General features: G+C 59.9%; 14 protein-coding genes, 1 tRNA gene and 2 pseudogenes. 12 read left to right on the forward strand and 5 right to left on the reverse strand.

The annotated features are described in order from the left end of the window. Both QHC67_RS11845 and QHC67_RS11850 read left to right on the forward strand, forming a co-directional pair. On the forward strand, positions 1 to 449 hold a 449-nt coding region (locus tag QHC67_RS11845), incomplete at its 5' end, for an alpha/beta fold hydrolase (protein ID WP_319294571.1). Positions 450 to 553: 104 nt separating this feature from the next. Next, positions 554 to 832: an alpha/beta hydrolase gene (locus tag QHC67_RS11850; protein WP_319294573.1), complete on the forward strand. Its 279-nt coding sequence runs from the start codon at positions 554 to 556 to the stop codon at positions 830 to 832. Between the two features lie 68 nt (positions 833 to 900). Here QHC67_RS11850 and QHC67_RS11855 read toward each other — a convergent pair. Further along, positions 901 to 1,320 (reverse strand): annotated as a pseudogene (locus QHC67_RS11855) (haloacid dehalogenase); the annotation flags it as partial. A gap of 927 nt (positions 1,321 to 2,247) precedes the next feature. On the opposite strand from QHC67_RS11855, the gene QHC67_RS11860 reads away from it, so the two are divergent. Then, a complete protein-coding gene (locus tag QHC67_RS11860) occupies positions 2,248 to 3,357 on the forward strand; it encodes a Gfo/Idh/MocA family oxidoreductase (RefSeq protein WP_319294575.1) in 1,110 nt (369 codons plus the stop codon). Positions 3,358 to 3,504: 147 nt separating this feature from the next. Here the strand turns inward: QHC67_RS11860 and QHC67_RS11865 are convergent. Continuing rightward, positions 3,505 to 4,196 (reverse strand): annotated as a pseudogene (locus QHC67_RS11865) (pentapeptide repeat-containing protein). A 164-nt stretch (positions 4,197 to 4,360) separates the two neighbouring features. Here QHC67_RS11865 and cueR point away from each other — a divergent pair. The 6 genes from cueR (at position 4,361) to QHC67_RS11895 (ending at position 11,210) form a co-directional block, all read left to right on the forward strand. After that, entirely contained in the window at positions 4,361 to 4,756 is a 396-nt protein-coding gene (gene cueR, locus QHC67_RS11870; RefSeq protein WP_319294577.1) for a Cu(I)-responsive transcriptional regulator, read from the forward strand. Between the two features lie 269 nt (positions 4,757 to 5,025). Next, positions 5,026 to 5,358, forward strand: a complete 333-nt coding sequence (locus QHC67_RS11875) for a hypothetical protein (RefSeq protein WP_319294579.1) — start codon at positions 5,026 to 5,028, stop codon at positions 5,356 to 5,358. Between the two features lie 103 nt (positions 5,359 to 5,461). Next, on the forward strand, positions 5,462 to 5,761 hold the full coding sequence (locus tag QHC67_RS11880; protein ID WP_319294581.1) for a hypothetical protein: 300 nt from the start codon (positions 5,462 to 5,464) through the stop codon (positions 5,759 to 5,761). 132 nt (positions 5,762 to 5,893) lie between these two features. Continuing rightward, positions 5,894 to 7,123, forward strand: coding sequence for a TolC family protein (locus QHC67_RS11885; protein WP_319294583.1), 1,230 nt, complete (start codon positions 5,894 to 5,896; stop codon positions 7,121 to 7,123). Next, a complete protein-coding gene (locus tag QHC67_RS11890; RefSeq protein WP_319294585.1) occupies positions 7,120 to 8,391 on the forward strand; it encodes an efflux RND transporter periplasmic adaptor subunit in 1,272 nt (423 codons plus the stop codon). Before QHC67_RS11885 ends, QHC67_RS11890 begins: the two co-directional genes overlap by 4 nt. A gap of 1,463 nt (positions 8,392 to 9,854) precedes the next feature. After that, positions 9,855 to 11,210: an MFS transporter gene (locus QHC67_RS11895; RefSeq protein ID WP_319294587.1), complete on the forward strand. Its 1,356-nt coding sequence runs from the start codon at positions 9,855 to 9,857 to the stop codon at positions 11,208 to 11,210. 61 nt (positions 11,211 to 11,271) lie between these two features. Here the strand turns inward: QHC67_RS11895 and QHC67_RS11900 are convergent, their stop codons facing one another. Then, complete coding sequence (locus tag QHC67_RS11900) at positions 11,272 to 12,312, reverse strand: ATP-dependent DNA ligase (protein ID WP_319294589.1); 1,041 nt, start codon at positions 12,310 to 12,312, stop codon at positions 11,272 to 11,274. Positions 12,313 to 12,394: 82 nt separating this feature from the next. Beyond that, entirely contained in the window at positions 12,395 to 13,405 is a 1,011-nt protein-coding gene (locus QHC67_RS11905) for a PAS domain-containing protein (protein ID WP_319294591.1), read from the reverse strand. Positions 13,406 to 13,763: 358 nt separating this feature from the next. On the opposite strand from QHC67_RS11905, the gene QHC67_RS11910 reads away from it, so the two are divergent. From QHC67_RS11910 to QHC67_RS11920, 3 genes are all read left to right on the forward strand, one after another. Next, on the forward strand, positions 13,764 to 14,825 hold the full coding sequence (locus QHC67_RS11910; RefSeq protein ID WP_319294593.1) for a methyl-accepting chemotaxis protein: 1,062 nt from the start codon (positions 13,764 to 13,766) through the stop codon (positions 14,823 to 14,825). Between the two features lie 137 nt (positions 14,826 to 14,962). After that, positions 14,963 to 15,039, forward strand: a tRNA-His gene (locus QHC67_RS11915). A 110-nt stretch (positions 15,040 to 15,149) separates the two neighbouring features. Further along, positions 15,150 to 16,193: a Glu/Leu/Phe/Val family dehydrogenase gene (locus tag QHC67_RS11920; RefSeq protein WP_319294594.1), complete on the forward strand. Its 1,044-nt coding sequence runs from the start codon at positions 15,150 to 15,152 to the stop codon at positions 16,191 to 16,193. A gap of 51 nt (positions 16,194 to 16,244) precedes the next feature. Here the strand turns inward: QHC67_RS11920 and lexA are convergent, their stop codons facing one another. Continuing rightward, the gene (gene lexA / locus QHC67_RS11925) at positions 16,245 to 16,934 is read right to left on the reverse strand and encodes a transcriptional repressor LexA (protein WP_319294596.1); all 690 of its coding nucleotides are present in this window, start codon (positions 16,932 to 16,934) and stop codon (positions 16,245 to 16,247) included. Positions 16,935 to 16,968: the final 34 nt, after the last annotated feature.

Here is a 16,968-nt window from a genome sequence, read left to right on the forward strand (position 1 = left end):
CCTCTTGCCCATTTCCAAACTCCTTCATAATCCAAAATAACAGAGATTCTGGACCACTCAGAAGGGGGCAGATCAGCCAGACCCGTCACTCCTGGGCGGGAGCGATGCGACACCTCATCGTGCGAGGGTATTTCGTTATCAACTATGATGCCCGTGGTCATGGGGATAGCGACTGGTCTTCTGATGGAGACTATTCCATCGGGGCTTTAGCGTCTGATCTGCGTGCGGTGCTCTCGACCATCACCGGGCCGGTCGCGCTGGTCGGAGCCTCCATGGGAGGAATAACCAGTTTTTATGCGATCGGTGCTGCCGATTACCCCATTGCCGATGCCTTGGTGATGGTTGACATTGCCCTCCGCCCAGCCTCGGCAGGTGTAAGAAAAATCCAGCAGTTCATGACGGGCATCATGAGGGGTTCGCGACCTTGGCCGAGGCGGCGGATGCGGTGACAGCCTACAATCCCGATCGCCCCCGTCCTTCTGACCCTTCAGGCCTGATGAAGAATTTGCGGCTTCGAGAGGATGGCCGCTTATATTGGCACTGGGATCCTCGCATGATGAACGAGCGCCCGACGGCCGAGCCGCCCGCTGCCACCAACGAATTGGAGCGCGTGAGCCACCGCGTGACCGTGCCTACGCTACTGGTTAGGGGTGGCCAAAGCGATATCGTCGATGACCAAAGCGTCGCGGACATGCGGAGACTGGTCCCGCAGACGGAGGTTTTCGACGTCCCCGGAGCCGGACACATGGTGGCCGGCGATCGGAATGACGCGTTCAACGAAGGTGTCCTTGCATTCCTTGCTCGTCATCACCCGGTACGCGAAATACCCTAGCATATATGGGCGTGCTCTTGCCCCTATAAGCCTGTCTCACGGTCTGGCACGGGGCATCGTCCGCCATCATTCTTGATTAGGACGCCAAGGCCCGCACCACGTCCGATCCCGACCATGATCGACATGGGCGTCGCCAGGCCCAGCGCGCAGGGACAGGCGATGATCAGCACCGCGACTGCGGCTACGGGGCCATGTGCCAGTCGCGGTTCAGGGCCCCATATCGCCCATATCGCAAAGGAGAGCAGCGCGACGCTAAGCACCGCGGGGACGAACCAGCCCGCGACCTCGTCGGCCATGCGCTGGATTGGCGCGCGCGAACGCTGTGCGTCCGCCACCATCTGGACGATCCGCGCCAGCATCGTATCGCGGCCAATCTTGTCGGCCCGCACGACGAGCGACCCGGTTTGGTTTACCGTTCCGGCCACTAATTGGGCGCCGACCGTTTTCGTCACAGGCATGGATTCGCCTGTCACCATCGATTCGTCGAGGTCGAGGATCGCTAGCAGCATCGTCTGGTCGCTGGCTCTCGCCGTCTCCATCGTCTCGATGGCGCTCACGGAAGCTCTCGTGGTTGAGTGCCCCAGTCATCCTGTCCCGCTGCGCCAGGAACAGTGCGCGGTCGTACAATGTCCTGCAACCGGCGAACGTGGCCGCAACAAAGCAGAAGGTGGCAAGGCGCACCGCCACGGCGACGCCCAGCAACAAAGGGTGCCGCCAATCGCCGGCAACGAAGTAGGCAGCGATGGCCAGAACTGCCCCGGCAAACGCAACGCCATAGCCGGCGCGTGTCCCGAGACACCAGCAGGCGGCGCAGGCCACCACAAGGTATAAGGGAGCAAGGACCCCCGGGGCGAAATAATCCGCGACCATGATCGCAAGCGTGCCGGCCATGATAACCGTCCAGGCACGCCGCTTGCTAAGGCCTTCGAGGCGTTCAGCGAAGCGGCTCACAGGGGCGTGAGTGATCAAAGGCCAAGCTCCGCAGCTAGATCGGTAAATCTCTCCCCATTGCTCCCGGGATTAGGCCGGAAGGATTAACAAGTCCAAGACGGCCAAGCACGGTAGCTCGCCCGAACGCTCTCCCGCTACGTCCTGCCGCTCTTGCCGGATGGTCACGATCCCGACCTGCAGCCACTCTCGTCGTGCAACAAACGGATGTTTCCTGGACACGGCGAAGCCCGGGAACCGCGGCTGCGCCAAGCCAACGAGATCCTGGGCCAGACATATTTTGCTCAGGCGACGAGGCACCGACTAGGGCTCAACTCAATCAGACGGTTGAAGCCGAGCGCTGACGGGGCCAGAGTGACGCCAGCATCGGGACACGGATGCACGTGCCCGGGGTGTGCCTATGTGGCAGGCGCGGCAGAGCATGGCACGCAACTTGATCCCCGCAGTTTCCGAGAAAGGACGGCTTAATGGCGCAGAAACGGTTCGGAGTAGGCATCGTCGGGTTGCAGCCGGGCAGAAGCTGGGCGGCTGTCGCGCATGTTCCCGCGCTCCGCGCGCTCTCCGGCGACTTCGAGATCGTCGGTGTGGCCAACACCAGCCGTGAGAGCGCCGAAAAGGCTGCCGCCGCGATGGACATCGCGCGCGCCTTTACCGATGTGGCCCAACTGGTCGCCGCGCCCGAGATCGACGTCGTCACCGTCACGGTTAAGGTGCCCCACCATTTCGAGATCGTGAAGGCGGCGATCCAGGCCGGCAAGCACGTCTATTGCGAATGGCCGCTCGGCAATGGCCTCGGCGAGGCCGAGGAACTTGCCAGGCTTGCGCGGGAGAAGGGCGTGCTCGGAGTCGTGGGCACCCAGGCTCGGGTAGCGCCCGAAATCGTCCATCTGCGCCGGCTGATCGAGGATGGCTTCATCGGCGAGGTGCTCTCGACGACGCTGGTCGGGTGGGGCGGCGCCTGGGGCGGATCGATCCCGACAAAGCAGATTGCCTATGTGCTCGATCGCGCCAACGGCGCCACCCTGCTGACAATCCCGCTCGGCCATACGCTGGCGGCGCTGTGTGATGTGCTGGGCAGGGCCAAGGAGGTTTCCTCTGTGCTCGCCACGCGGCAAACGCAGGCGACTGTGCTCGACACTGGCGAGACGCTGCCTGTGACGGCGCCGGATCAGGCGCTGGTCAGCGGACTCCTCGCGAGCGGTGCGCCAATCTCGATCCATTACCGCGGCGGCACCGCGCGGGATGGGCATGGTCTACTTTGGGAGATCAACGGCACCAAAGGCGATCTTCGGGTGACGGGCCCTTCCGGCCATGCCCAGATGATACAGCTCTCGCTCGCCGGCGGGTGCGGAGACGACAAGGAGATGAAGCCACTGGAGGTGCCTGCCGAACTCCGCGCCAGCTGGCCTGACAATGTTGTCCCCGGCAACGTCGCCCGCGTCTACGCCCGGATGGCGGCGGACTTGCGCGAGGGTATGCGAACCGCGCCGACTTTCGAGGATGCCGTGGCCGTGCATCGGCTCATCGCCGCGATAGAGGAAGCCGCAGGTGACGGACACAGGGTCGCGTTAGCTTGATGCCACGCTCCGGCGCACCGCCGGAGCTGATCTCGGTGCTCGGAGCCTCGAAGAAGCAGGTTTCTGCGGCGCCAACGCAAGAGCTGTTCCTCTCGATGATTATGTCCGGGCCAAACGAGGGCACAGGGTCGGCCGACCTGTGCGGCTTCATCGCACATTGAGTCCCAATTCGCTCAAGAGCTGGCCAGCCTGCTCGCGCGAGATTGACGCGCCGCGAAACAGGCCGGCGTCAACAAGGCGCAACCCGCCAAGGTCGACGCCTCGCAAATCCGCACCATCGAACCGCGAACCTGTCAGGATTGCATCGCGGAGGCTGCACTCCTTGAAGCTCGTCGCCCGGAAGTCGCAGTTGCGCAGATCGGCTTGCCCGAAGTCGATCTTAATCAAACTCTGCTTGCGGAATGAGTATCTCGGCAGCTTTGCGTGGATCAACAGGGTTTCCTCAAAGCGAACGTCGAAGGCCTTGGCCTCCGACAGGTCCGCGCCTGTCAGTTTGCACTGCTGGAATGTCGCAGCAGCGAGCGTTGATCGCCGGAAAGCGCAATTGTTGAAGTCACTGCCGACGAAGCTTGCGTCGCTCAGATCCGCCCCAGCGAACTGGGCAAAAGCTGCGCGGCAAGACCGCCAGATGGTGCCGTCCAGTCTTGCGCTGGAGAAATCGGAGCGCCGCAAATTGCATCGCTCGAATGTCCAGTGGGAAAGGTCAAGCCGCGCGAGGCTGGCTTCCTCCAGGTCGCGTCGATCAGATGGAACGGCGAGGACGACGCGGCCAGGCGCTCGACATCGGCCCGCGTCAGCGACTGCCCACGAATATAGCGTTCGGGAAACAGATCATCCATCCGAGATTGGTAGCTCGGTACAGCGTCGTTATCCAGGCCACCGGCGATCAACGCTGCATTGCGCCTACGATAACATTGCAGCTGCCTGGTGCGCTGCTGTCTGAGTGAATAGGTCTCCAAGGTAAGGGGGGGCGCGGACGCGGGCGCATCAATGCCGCCAAACTATGAACATCGGCACGGCCGCGGAGGCCAGCGGCGTCTCCCAGCGGATGATTCGCCATTATGAGAAAATCGGGCTCGTTCCCGCGCCTCCAAGGCGGGATAGCGGGTATCGAGATTATAACGAGGCGGACGTTCACAGGCTGCGGTTCATTGCCAACGCGCGCGATCTGGGATTTCCGATCGACGACATTAGCGCGCTGCTTGGCCTCTGGTCGGACCGGAAGCGATCGAGTGCGGACGTAAAGGCGCTTGCCGAAGCTAGAGCTGCCGAGCTTGGTCGGAAGATCCATACCCTCGAAGCCATGCGGCGCTCGCTCGTTGACCTTGCGAGATCCTGCCACGGCGATGATCGTCCAGACTGCCCGATCATCGAGCGACTTGATGGAAGCCGTCCTTGAGAAGCCGAGCCGAGCGCGGAGCGGTTCAGGCCGTCCACTCATCGTGCGTACGCTACCTAGAGAGAAGCCTCCCGATCACGCATAAGCCGATTGTACTTCCTTCGCCACCATACTGGGCGGCCGGCCTGTAACGAAGTTGGGCCCCCGTCCGTATATGTCGAGAACTATCTGGCTGCGGCGAAGACCATGACGTTGCTCCGGAACCGGATTTACCCTATTCGAAAGTGGCTGTGAAACGAGCACTTCATCTCCTTCTCCTTTTGGGAGCCTTGATCGGCCTGTTCGGCCAGGCGGTCGCTTATGCGTCCGTCCAGCCTGCGGTGTCCGCGCCTATGACAATGTCCGGCATGGCAGACTCTGGAATGTCTGAAGACTGCATGAAGGTGATGGAGCAGCAGCAGCCTCAGCAGAAACCTTGCAAGGGCATGACACTGGCGTGCATCGCGGCAATGGGCTGCGTCATTCCCATGGTCGTGAGCAACCATTCACCCTCGCTCGCAGGTCGCGAGGCAGCACCGAGCCTGGCTTTCTGGCCGACCACCACTGTCCTGCGTGGCAGTGATCTCACCCCCGAACCGGAACCCCCCACTTTCCTTGGCTGATCGAACCCGGCCGTCAGGCTGGTAGGATTGGTGTGCGTATCGTGCACCGGAAATCCTGCCTGACCTGCGGCCATCCCACGATTATCGCCAAAGGAATAGTGTCATGAAGACGTTCGAAGTCGCCGCCGCCATGGTTGCGGCCTCCCTCTCCGCGTTCACCGCAGCGCCAGCGTTCGCGCAGGGCGAAGCTTCCACCCCGGCCCAGGGCCATTATGAATGGCAGCAGGCGCCGCGATATGGGCCGCGTGCGCCACTCCAGCCTGCCCGGCGCGTCTGGGTGCCGGACGCCATGGAGATGGCAAGCTGCGGCTGCGACATGATGAAGATGAGCGGCGCCGCTGCAGCCGCCTGCATGAAAGCGATGCCGGGGACAGCGTCTCCGTCGGGCGCGTCGGCCAGTTAGGACAAGACCCTGGCTGGTACGGTTCTTCCTGACGGTCAGGTCTGAGATATCGGCGGAGCAAGTCCCGCTCCGCCGATGCCCTGCCTGATCGCATAGCCCGTGCTGGCCTGATCTTATGATCAGGAGATTCTCATGCGATTGTTTCTGTGTCTGCCGCTGCTTGCGGCGATTCCCGGCATGGCGTTCGCCCGCCCGCTTACCTTCGAAGCCGCGCTCCAGCGCGCCCGGCAGGATGCACCCTCCCTCAAGGCCAAGGCGCTTGGCGCCGAGGCCGCCCGATCTGCGCGGGGCGGTGCCGGCGCACTGCCCGATCCGACGCTTGGCGTGGGCGTCGAGAGCTTCCCGATTTCGGGACCGCTCGCGTTCGAACCACAGCGTGACGATTTCACCATGGCGCGAGTCGGGGTATCCCAGGATATTCCCAATCTCGCCAAGCGCCATGCCCAGCAGGCGCGCGCCGACAGCGACATCAGGGCTGCCGACGCCGGCACTGCGGTCGAGGCCCGCGCCGTCGAAGTCGGGACGGCGATGGCATGGATTACCCTCGCTTATGCCGAGCGGCGGCTTGCCGCGCTTGACGATGTCTTATCCCGTCTCGAACGTGTGGTGAGAACCACACCGAGCGCCGTCGCGTCTGGCAACGCACGACCAGCGCAGACATTGGCCGGACAGCAGGCTATCGCGGCGATGCAGGATCGTCGGAGCGAACTGGTGTCGAACGTGGCGCGGGCACGCGCGACGCTGACGCGCTGGACCGGGGATCTCGCGCCGGAGATCGCCGGTTCGATCCCGGATTTCCCGGTCGATGCAACGGGCCTGCGGGCAGGGCTTGATCGCCACCCCACCATCCAGATGATCGACGCTCAGGCGAGGCAAGCGGATGCCGATGTCCGCCTGGCCGATGCCGGCCGACGCTCCGACTTCGGTGTCAACCTTGCTTATCAACGCCGCGACCCGCGTTTTGGCGATTATGTCTCGGCCGGCGTGACGGTCAGCCTGCCGTTCTTCACCCGCGATCGCCAGAATGCCGGGATCGCGGCAGCGCAAGCCAGTGCCGGGCGAGTCCTGGCCGAACGTGAAGCGGCGCGCCGCGCGCTTGCTGCCGACCTGGACGCCGATATCGCCGATCATCTCATGCACCACGAACAATGGATGCGGGCACAGGGCACCCTGCAGCCGCTTGCCGAGCAGCGGGTGAAACTGGAGACTGCCAGCTACGGAGCGGGGCGGGCGAGTCTGGTCGATATTGCCGACGCCTATGCCGCGCTCGCTGACGCAACCCTCAATACCCTCGACCGTGAAGCTCTGGTCGCCGCCGATGGCGCCCGATTGACCCTCACCTATCGGAGCGACGCACGATGAGCCTCGAAATTTTCCCGCGCGCCCGGCTGGGACTGGCCGCCGCAGCGCTCGCGGTGGTTGCCGGCGGTGCAGGCTATGGCTTCGCCCATCTCGGTGGGGGCGAGGCTCCCTCGATGCAATCCGCCGACGCGGGCCGCAAGCCGCTCTATTATTATGATCCCATGGTGCCGTCGCAGCATTTCGACGCGCCTGGCAAGTCACCCTTCATGGACATGCAGCTCGTCCCCAAATATGCCGATGGGCGCGGGAGCGACGCACCCGGCGTTCGGATCGATCCGGCGACGGCGCAATCGCTTGGCCTGCGCACGGTCGCCGTCCGGCGCGGGGAACTCGCGAGCAGCATCACCGCCACCGGCACGATCGATTTCAACCAGCGCGATGTCGCGATCATCCAGGCGCGCGCCGGCGGATTCGTGCAACGGGTCTATGCCCGGGCACCCGGCGACATCGTCGGCGCGGGCGCACCGCTCGCCGATCTTCTCGTCCCCGAATGGGGTGGCGCACAGGCCGAGTTTCTCGCGGTACGCCGCACCGGCAACGCGGCTTTGACGCAGGCGGCGCGCCAGCGGCTCATGCTGCTCGGCATGCCACCCGGCACCATCGCGTCCGTCGAACGGAGTGGGCGGCCGCACAATGTCATCACGATGTCCACCCCGACCGGCGGGGTCATCAAAACGCTGGACGTCCGTGCCGGCATGACCATGGCGGCGGGCCAGACCCTTGCCGAGGTCAATGGTCTTGGCACCGTCTGGCTCAATGCTGCAGTACCAGAGGCGATCGCGGGACCGCTCAAGCCCGGCCAGATCGTGCAGGCCTCGCTTGCCGCCTTCCCCGGCGAGACCTTGTCGGGCCGCGTCTCCGCGGTCCTTCCTCAGACCCAGGCTGACAGCCGGACGCTGACCGTGCGGATCGAATTGCCCAATCGCGGCGGGCGCCTGCGGCCCGGCATGTTCGCGACCGTCTCGTTCGGCGGAGCCACGCAACCGGCGCTGCTCGTGCCATCCGAAGCGCTGATCCGTACGGGCAAGCGGACATTGGTGATGCTCGCGCTCGACAAGGGCCGCTATCGGCCGGCCGAGGTGCAAACCGGACGGGAAGCCGGCGGCGACACCGAAATTCTGGCAGGCCTTAGCGCAGGCGAGAAGATCATCGCGTCAGGCCAGTTCCTGATCGATTCCGAAGCGAGCCTGTCGGGCGTCGAGGCGCGGCCGATCGGCGGCGCCGCAGCGGCGGCACCCGCCGCCAAGTCCGCCACGTCGCTATGTTAAAGCCCTAAGATGAGTGGCTTCATCATATACTGCTATCAGGTTATTCTACTGAGATATGCCTGCACGGTCGGTCTGCACCAGCCCACGCGTCGCTAAATCTCTATTGCGAACGGAGTGGTGCACCGTCCAGTGCGCGCTCCCGCAACCACAGGTCGCCTACGCTCCAACGCAACCCACAAACCAGTCAGCCCGCCACGCCATGAATCCCCCGGATTAATGCTGGCCCGCCTCGGCTCCCCGAACTGCCTTTGTGGCACCGTCTCCTCAGGCTCATAACCTGAAGACAAGCAGTCCATATCCTGCTCACATAAAAAACATCCCCAAACCCATATCACGCCTCGTCAGGCCCATGGCTTCCACTGCCTGTGGCCAGCGATGCACGCCGCCCTTGCAAACAAGTTCGTCCGGTATGTCAGCGTGGCTAATGGTCTCGACGTTTTGGCCCTTTGGGGCGAAATTAATTAAACAGGTATTGACGTATCTCGACCCGTTCGGACACAGCCTCGATCGCGTGGCGGCCAGCCTGAGACCTCCGAACTCTTGGGGCTGAACAAATCTGTGTTCATCATAGTAGTTGTCTTTCGTTCGGAGACCTAAGCGCATTTCAAAGCTGCCAGCCGTTCTCCAAGCGCCCGTCAAGTAACGAGCGACCGGCCGGGACTGGTCGAAACGGCCATCCTCGCCTAATTAGCGCCTCGAAGGTGTCCCATTGACCGGCATCTTGCAGCGGAGGAATAGTAACTTCCTCGCGACCGTCAAAACTATAACGCGTGTTCTAGTGCTGCCGCAAGTCGGCCTGCGCGCTCGCCTGAACTGGCGATGTCAGCCGAAAGGATGTCTGCTGCAACGGATGTCTCATGCCGCAGGCGTTCAGCCAGGGCTGCCAAGCGCTATATGCTATGGGCTACGGACACTGGAGTGCGACCGCGTTGCGAGGCGCTTGCCGTAGCCTCGACGCAACACCGCTGGAGGGGCCGGAAATAAGCACAGATAGTTGGCGAACAAGGAATTGCCCCTTCGCGGCCTAAGCGCTACATTTATTATACATATATCATCATAGTGTCTATTCCACACGGAGATATATCGTAATGAGAGTGAGTCGGAGCAGAAGGCGCGAAACCGCGGCTGCATCCTGTTAGAAGCGGCCAGACTCTTCCGAGAGAAGGACTTCGACGCGGTAAGCGTCGCCGATCTTGGATGATCCGCATAATGATCGGGACGTCCGCTCCTTGATGGCTAGCGAAGCTTACAAAAAGCCAATCCTCTCCGACATGATGGATCCAGCAATTGGTTACCGGTCATGAGCGTTCTGTATGCTAAGGCAAGACTTCATCGCCCATCAAAATTCGTGATGGTGTTTTGAAAATCTTTCGTTTGCGCCCCGCAGCACTGCCCGTCACCGTGCGCCACAAGGAGGGTCGTGCAAGAGCGTGGTGGGGAAGACTTACAATAAGGAACGAGTCGTGGAGACGCGTGTGATGAACGCCGGATCGGCGCGGCACGGGATCGACGGACCTTGGTATCATTCACTGGATCGAAAGCAGTGGAACACGCTGATTGCCTCTAACCTCGGCTGGCTTTTTGACGGCTTCGAGAATTACGCTCTTATTCTCACGGTGGCGCCAGCGCTTAGCCAATTGCTTCCGGCCACGGAATTGGCCGACCTTCCGTTCTATATCGGCTCGGTCATAGCCATTAACCTTCTAGGCTGGGCAATCGGCGGGCTTCTTGGCGGTATCTTGGCTGACTATGTCGGCCGCAAGCGCATGATGATGTATGCCATAATTGGCTATTCTCTTGCCACGGGTCTTTCCGCCTTCGCCTTCTCGTGGTGGTCGTTTGCCGTATTGCGATTCATCGTGGGCGTGACAGTCGGTTCCGAGTGGGCGACGGGAAGTTCCATGATGGCGGAGCTTTGGCCCGACCGCGCCCGCGGCAAGGGGGCCGGCCTGATGCAATGCGGCCTTGGCATCGGCTTCTTTCTCGCCTCTTTCGTCTGGCTGTTCATCGCGCCCCTCGGCGCCGATGCCTGGCGGTACATGTATCTTCTAGGCGTCCTTCCGGCGCTCATCACCTTGTGGATCCGGCGCGCGATCCCCGAGTCCGAGCTATGGGAGGTGGCAAAGGCTCGCCGCACGGAGGCCAAGGCCCGCGCTGTTGCCGGAGGTGAACTGACGAGCGAAGAGCAGCAGCTCAATAAGTTTACGCTCTTCGACCTTTTCACCGATCGCCCGGCGCGCCGTCTGACGCTCCTGGCGCTCCTGATGTCTCTTGCGACCACCGTCGGATTCTGGAGCATCTCCACTTGGGTGCCCCAGTTCATCGGTTCGCTGGCGACCGCCGAGGGCCTTCAGGCCGCGCGTTGGGCAAGCTTCGCCGGCATGGCCTACACCGCAGGTTCAATCACTGGCTACATTGCCTTCGGTTTCATGGCGGATGCTTTCGGACGCAAGCCTGTCACCTTTGCCTTCTTCCTGATCGCCTTGTTGCTGACACCCGTTCTTTTCTTCGCGACACAGAACCTCGGTTGGCTTTTAGTATTGGCTTTCTTCAACGCCATCTTTTCGAATGGGCAGTACACGTGGATGCCGGTTTGGCTGCCCGAGTTGTTCCCAACTCGCGTGCGAGGCACCGCGCTGGCGGTGATATTCAACCTCCCGCGCTTCCTGGCCTTTGCCGGGCCGCTGCTTGCGGGAACGCTTATCGTGACCTTCGGCGGCTTCGGATGGGCGGCGATGGTCCTCTCGTCGATCTATATCGTTGGCATGATCGCTACACCATTCCTTCCGGAGACGCGAGGCAAGCCGCTGCCGCTCTGAACGCTACCCGCAAGAAGACCGATGAAAGCCTTCGTGCTCGCTGCTCCGGCTGCATCTCTGATCAAGGGGATTTGACACCAAGAGAAGTAAGTTCAGCAGGCCGCAACTCCATCTTTAACTGAGCCATCGTGCATTGCCGCGCAGCTTTATCAGGGCGCCAGCGCAACAGCCGCGTACCGTGGCGGAAGCGATTTCCTGTCACCTGATCATATAGGACCTCGACTACCAGATCGGGGTGAAGAGGGATCCATTTGCTGCTTTCGCCATTGTTCCAGCGGCTTGCGCCATCGGGCCTCTTGCCCGTGAAGCCCGGACCACCTGAGATCGGGTTGATCAATTTAATAAGCTTGATGCGCTCGCTACTTTTCATCGCGGACGTAAACCCGACATGATCCAACTCACCAGCATCGTTATAAAGCCCGAGCAATAGCGATCCCACGCCTTTACCTTCCTTGTCGTGGCGAAATCCTCCCACCACGCAATCGGCAGAGCGTACTTGCTTGACCTTAAGCATTGCGCGCTCCCCTGGCCGGTAGGGTTCATCCAAACGCTTGGCAATTACGCCATCCAATGCTCCCCCAGCGCGCATCAGCCAGTTACCAGCTTGGGGCGCATCGCGGGTGCAGGGAGATAGTAGCAAGCTCACTCCGCCATGGATGGCATGAAACCGTTCGAGCTCTGCTCGGCGATCGGTGAGCGGATGAGCATACAACTGCTTGTTTCCAACTGCAAGACAGTCAAAAAGCATGAACTTTGCCGGCGTTGCTTTGGACAGCTTTTCAATTCGACTTGCTGCAGGGTGAAGCCGTTGCTGAAGGGCATCGAAAGAAAGCACGTCATCAATTGGAATAATAAGTTCGCCATCCAAGGCGAAATTCATTTCCGACAAGGAGGCCAGAAGCTCCACTACTTCGGGAAAATAGCGCCCGAGATCTTTGCCCGATTTCGATCGAAGATCGACGCAGCTTCCGTCTCGGAAAGCCAAAGCTCGAAATCCGTCCCACTTCGGCTCAAACTGCCAGCCCTTCTCTGTTGGAAGGCTCTCCACGAGCTTTGCTTCCATCGGTGCAGGTCTGAATGCCTCGCTTGGTCTAAAAGCCATGGAGCTTCTCTCCTACCTTGCCGCACTTGTCACGGACGAAGTGCCGCGATTTTCGTTCCCGTGCTTCCGGCCGACAGGCAGTCTAAATCGAAAGTTGGGTCTCCAGTCCCGTATTTCGCCACTCGAACTTCGTTGCTCCGCGCAGTTGGTTTTCGATTGTGCCCTTGATGATCTTCATACCGAATTGCGGCTCGGGTTTGGGCCTGGAATGTGCTGCCCAGTGCTCCCGCCAATTGATCACCAAGCGCGCGTCAAGATGATGCCAACGTATGAATATCTTGCCGATCGGATCAGAGAGCGCGCCATGTGTCAGAGCGTTGGACATCAGCTCGTGCAGCACCAGGGCCATGGGCTGTACCCGTGTTGCAGGAATTACTGTGGGCGGTCCATCAATATCGAGCCGATAAGTCGAAATCGGCGGGGTCTCCAAGGCGATCAGCTGCTTGATCGTTGCACCTTCCCAGCTATTTTGAGCAAGGAGACGGTGGGCACGTGCCAGTGCGTCGACCCGGCCTTGTATGGCCGCGGCATACTGCTCGGTGCTGTCCGTTCGGCTTAACCGGACGAAGCTTTGAACGAGGGCCAGCGCATTCAGGGCGCGATGATCGACCTCCATGAGCAGCGTTCGTTCAGTATGCTCCATCTCCTGCGCACGGCGCTGCTCGGTGACATCTTTCTGAGACCCGAAATGATAAATAACGTCACCAGCTTCGTCGAGAACCGGGCTAATCGATAACTGATTCCAGAATGTGGAACCATCTTTTCTATAATTTAGTAGTTCTACAGAGACGTTGCACTTCTTGGTTAAGCCGTCCCTGATCGACGCTATCTCGGAATCTGATGTTAACGGCCCCTGCAGAAATCTGCAGTTTCGACCGATCACTTCCTCCGCCGAGTAGCCAGTTAGTTCAAGAAAAGCATGATTGGCGAGTACGATAGGGCCGTCCTGTTGACGCGGATCCGTAACGACCATCGGCATGCGCGTCCGTTCTACGGCAATCACCGCCAATTCTCGCCGATCAGGCAGAGCGTAGCTTGCCGCTGCTGCAGGTAAGTCACCCCGCAGCGTTCTCATCTCGACTTCATCGCTCATCGACTATGGTCACCATCCGAGCATCAACGTCCAGCGGTTTCCAAAGTTTCGCACAGCAGTAAATCACCAAAATATCTCGAGAATTTATTCTGAGCCATGTTCCTGTGCAGCACAATCGGGTCCCAGTCTCCAATCGACCGGGTTCACGAAAGACCTTGGCGCTATATTGGAACATATCGGAATTACATTCCGATGGTCGTGAAAATGACTGTATCTAATGTCTCGCTACTTCGTTGCAAATTTTGCACTTGTCTGTCACTCGAGCATTAGATCAAGTTATGATTGCTTGCGTAGGAGGCACCACGTTGTTCTTGCGGGCATGAATATAATTGTAATTGCTGTCCTTAAGGAACCTTGGTTGCAAGACATTCTCAATCTGGCTTTTGAAGTGCATCGGGTTACGGAAGAGAAGATCGGCGTGATTGATGACCTGACGAGGCGCACAAGAACGCTCTCTCTGAATGCGAGAATTGAAGCGACTCGTGCTGGCGACAGAGGATCTGCCTTCGCGGTAGTGGCTCAGGAAATGTCCGACTTCGCCAAGGAAGTGGCGCAACTTTCCACGGAACTGCGAAACGCCATAGGGTCCAACATGGCCCGCATTGAGACCGCCGGCGAACGCATGATGCTGGATTTTCGTGGAGCGCGGTTCTCTGACCTGTCGCGCAACGTAGTCGAGATCATGGACCGAAACCTCTACGAACGGTCCTGTGATGTGAGATGGTGGGCAACAGATAGCGCTGTTGTAAACGCCGTCGAGGAAAAGGCATCAACAGTAGAGCGCGCCCTTGCAGCGAAGCGGCTAGCTACAATCCTTCGGTCCTACACGGTGTACCTCGATCTTTGGATTGTAGACCTTGAAGGACGGATCGTTACGAATGGGCGAGGGGATCGCTACCCGGATCTGGCTGGAAATGATGTGTCCCATGAAGAATGGTTTCGGAAGGCTTTGGAAACACAAAGCGGCGATGATTTCGCCGTCTGCAATATCACCCTTAACCCGTTACTGGAAAACGCCGCGGTAGCAACGTACTCTACCGCGATACGCCAAGAGGGTGATACTTATGGCGCCCCAATTGGAGTGCTGGGCATCTTCTTCGACTGGCAACCTCAGGCCCAAGCGGTAATTAGCAACGTTGCTTTGAGCGAAGAGGAAAAATCAAATAGCCGGGTAATGCTGCTGGACAATGACTTGAGGGTCATAGCGTCATCGGATGGCCGGGGCATTCTTACTGAGAAGTTCAAGCTCAAAGTTGCCGGGCAGCAGCATGGTTTCTATTTAGATGGGAAACGCCTCGTCTCTTACGCACTGACGCCTGGTTACGAAACATACTCGGGGTTGGGCTGGTATGGATGCATCGAAAGCACATTGGCTTTGCAGCATGATCTGATAGATCCAAATCGTGCTGTAATGGCTTAGGCACATATGCGTTGTATGAGGCCAACATCCTATCGGGGTTTCGACGCCTTGCCATACAGGCTGCACACTAAAACGTGACTTGACGGTAGGGGGCGGGGGGCCCTATGGGCCGTCTTCCCCTGCGATTGCAGGGCGTGGCGATCGTAGCTCAGTTGGTTAGAGCGCCGGTTTGTGGTACCGGAGGTCGTGGGTTCAAGCCCCATCGGTCGCCCCATTGTAGCTTCAGCTTATGACGATCAGGAAAATGCCGCCCAAGGCATTTAAGATGGCTTTTTGCGTTTGATCCATTATTGCTCCCTTTCGTAACTTTGTTGCGAGGTAATTATGAGCGCGTGGGACCTGCCTGATTTCGACGAGCATGAAGGTGTTCATCTGTTCCACGACCGCGCGAGTGGCTTGATTGCGGTCATAGCCATACATTCGACCGCACTAGGGCCGGGCGCGGGCGGTACGCGTTTTTGGCATTATGCCCAGCACAATGAGGCGATCACCGATGCGTTGCGGCTCTCTCGGGGGATGAGCTACAAGAATGCGATGGCCGGGCTGCCAATGGGAGGCGCCAAGGGTGTGATCCTTGCCAACGCAGCCAAAACCAAATCTCCCGCCATGTTGGAAGCTTTCGGCCGCGCCGTCGACTCGCTGGGAGGACGCTACGTCACTGCGGAAGATGTGGGGATTTCAGAAGCGGATATGGTTGTCATTGCGCGTGGTACGAAACACGTGTCCGGCCTTCCGGTGGGATCAGACGCTGCGGGCGGCGATCCCGGCCCATTCACCGCTTACGGTATCTACCTTGGCGTCAAGGCTGCTGTGGCCCAAGCCCTTGGCAAGAACGACATGAGCGACGTCCACGTGGCCATACAGGGCTTAGGAAGCGTAGGGGGTGGCCTTGCCCGCTATCTTGCCAGGGATGGCGCAAAGCTGACTTTGGGTGACGTAAATGGTGAACGCGCAGAGCAACTGGCGTCTGAACTCGGCGGAAAGGCCGTGGATGCCGGAGTGATCCTGGGTGTGGAGGCCGATGTTTTCAGCCCGAATGCACTGGGCGCCATTCTCAACGAGTATAGCATTCCACTTCTGAAAGCAGGAATAGTGGCCGGCGGAGCCAACAACCAGCTTGCCACTCCGGCAGATGCAGCGCGGCTCCATGCGCGCGGTATATTGTATGCGCCAGACTATGTCATCAATGCTGGCGGAATCATCAACGTTGCGCTCGAATATCTCGGTCAAGGGAACAGGGAAGAAGTGAATGGACGCATAGAGCGTATTCCCGACCGCTTGCGTCAGATCTGGGCTGAAAGTGCTGCTACCGACACGCCCGCGGCCGATGTCGCGGACGCCATGGCTCAGAAGCTTATCGGTCGCTGATTACAGTGAGATCATGTCCTTGATCGGTCATCCTGCCGATCGAGGATATGATCAGTTGTAACGCCGCAATAGACCCGCAAGCTTACCCTGAATCCGTACATGCTGGGCATCATAGACTTGCGACTCATAAGCGCTGTTCGCCGGATCGAGACGAACGCGCCGCCCGTCCTTGTGGAAATATTTCAGCGTCGCTTCGGCATCATCAATCAGGGCGACCACGATCTGACCATCGCGAGCGACTTCAGTGCGCTGGATCAAGGCAAAATCTCCGTCGAGAATGCCAGCTTCCATCATTGAATCCCCGGACACTTCCAGTGCGTAATGCTCGCCAGAACCAAGCAGGGCAGCGGGAACGGAGAGCATGTTCTGTCCCTCCATTGCCTCAATGGGAACGCCAGCAGCAATGCGTCCGTGAAGTGGAATATCGATGACGTCATTAGCCGCAATCGGTACCGCAGGCGCCGACACTTTGGGGGGAGCCGCAGGAGCCGCCAACAATGCAGCGGCTTTGCGTGCACGCTCCAAGCCTTCCGGCAGCTTCATCACCTCAAGAGCGCGCGCCCGATTAGGAAGGCGACGAATAAAGCCACGCTCTTCAAGCGCATTGATCAAGCGATGGATGCCGGACTTCGATCTTAGATCCAGAGCCTCCTTCATCTCCTCGAATGACGGTGATACTCCCGCATCTTCAAGTCGATTGTGAATGAAAGTAAGCAATTCATGTTGCTTGGGCGTAAGCATAGCGACCTCATCCTTAGGAACGGACAGTGAACGT

Source organism: Sphingobium sp. (assembly GCF_033795625.1).
Taxonomy (GTDB): domain Bacteria; phylum Pseudomonadota; class Alphaproteobacteria; order Sphingomonadales; family Sphingomonadaceae; genus Sphingobium.

Bases quoted from the DNA above. Each gene is read 5' to 3' on its own strand.
- QHC67_RS11850 (WP_319294573.1), top strand. From the start codon at position 554: ATGATGAACGAGCGCCCGACGGCCGAGCCGCCCGCTGCCACCAACGAA.
- QHC67_RS11860 (WP_319294575.1), top strand. From the start codon at position 2,248: ATGGCGCAGAAACGGTTCGGAGTAGGCATCGTCGGGTTGCAGCCGGGC.
- cueR (WP_319294577.1), top strand. From the start codon at position 4,361: ATGAACATCGGCACGGCCGCGGAGGCCAGCGGCGTCTCCCAGCGGATG.
- QHC67_RS11880 (WP_319294581.1), top strand. From the start codon at position 5,462: ATGAAGACGTTCGAAGTCGCCGCCGCCATGGTTGCGGCCTCCCTCTCC.
- QHC67_RS11885 (WP_319294583.1), top strand. From the start codon at position 5,894: ATGCGATTGTTTCTGTGTCTGCCGCTGCTTGCGGCGATTCCCGGCATG.
- QHC67_RS11890 (WP_319294585.1), top strand. From the start codon at position 7,120: ATGAGCCTCGAAATTTTCCCGCGCGCCCGGCTGGGACTGGCCGCCGCA.
- QHC67_RS11900 (WP_319294589.1), bottom strand. From the start codon at position 12,312: ATGGCTTTTAGACCAAGCGAGGCATTCAGACCTGCACCGATGGAAGCA.
- QHC67_RS11905 (WP_319294591.1), bottom strand. From the start codon at position 13,405: ATGAGCGATGAAGTCGAGATGAGAACGCTGCGGGGTGACTTACCTGCA.
- QHC67_RS11920 (WP_319294594.1), top strand. From the start codon at position 15,150: ATGAGCGCGTGGGACCTGCCTGATTTCGACGAGCATGAAGGTGTTCAT.
- lexA (WP_319294596.1), bottom strand. From the start codon at position 16,934: ATGCTTACGCCCAAGCAACATGAATTGCTTACTTTCATTCACAATCGA.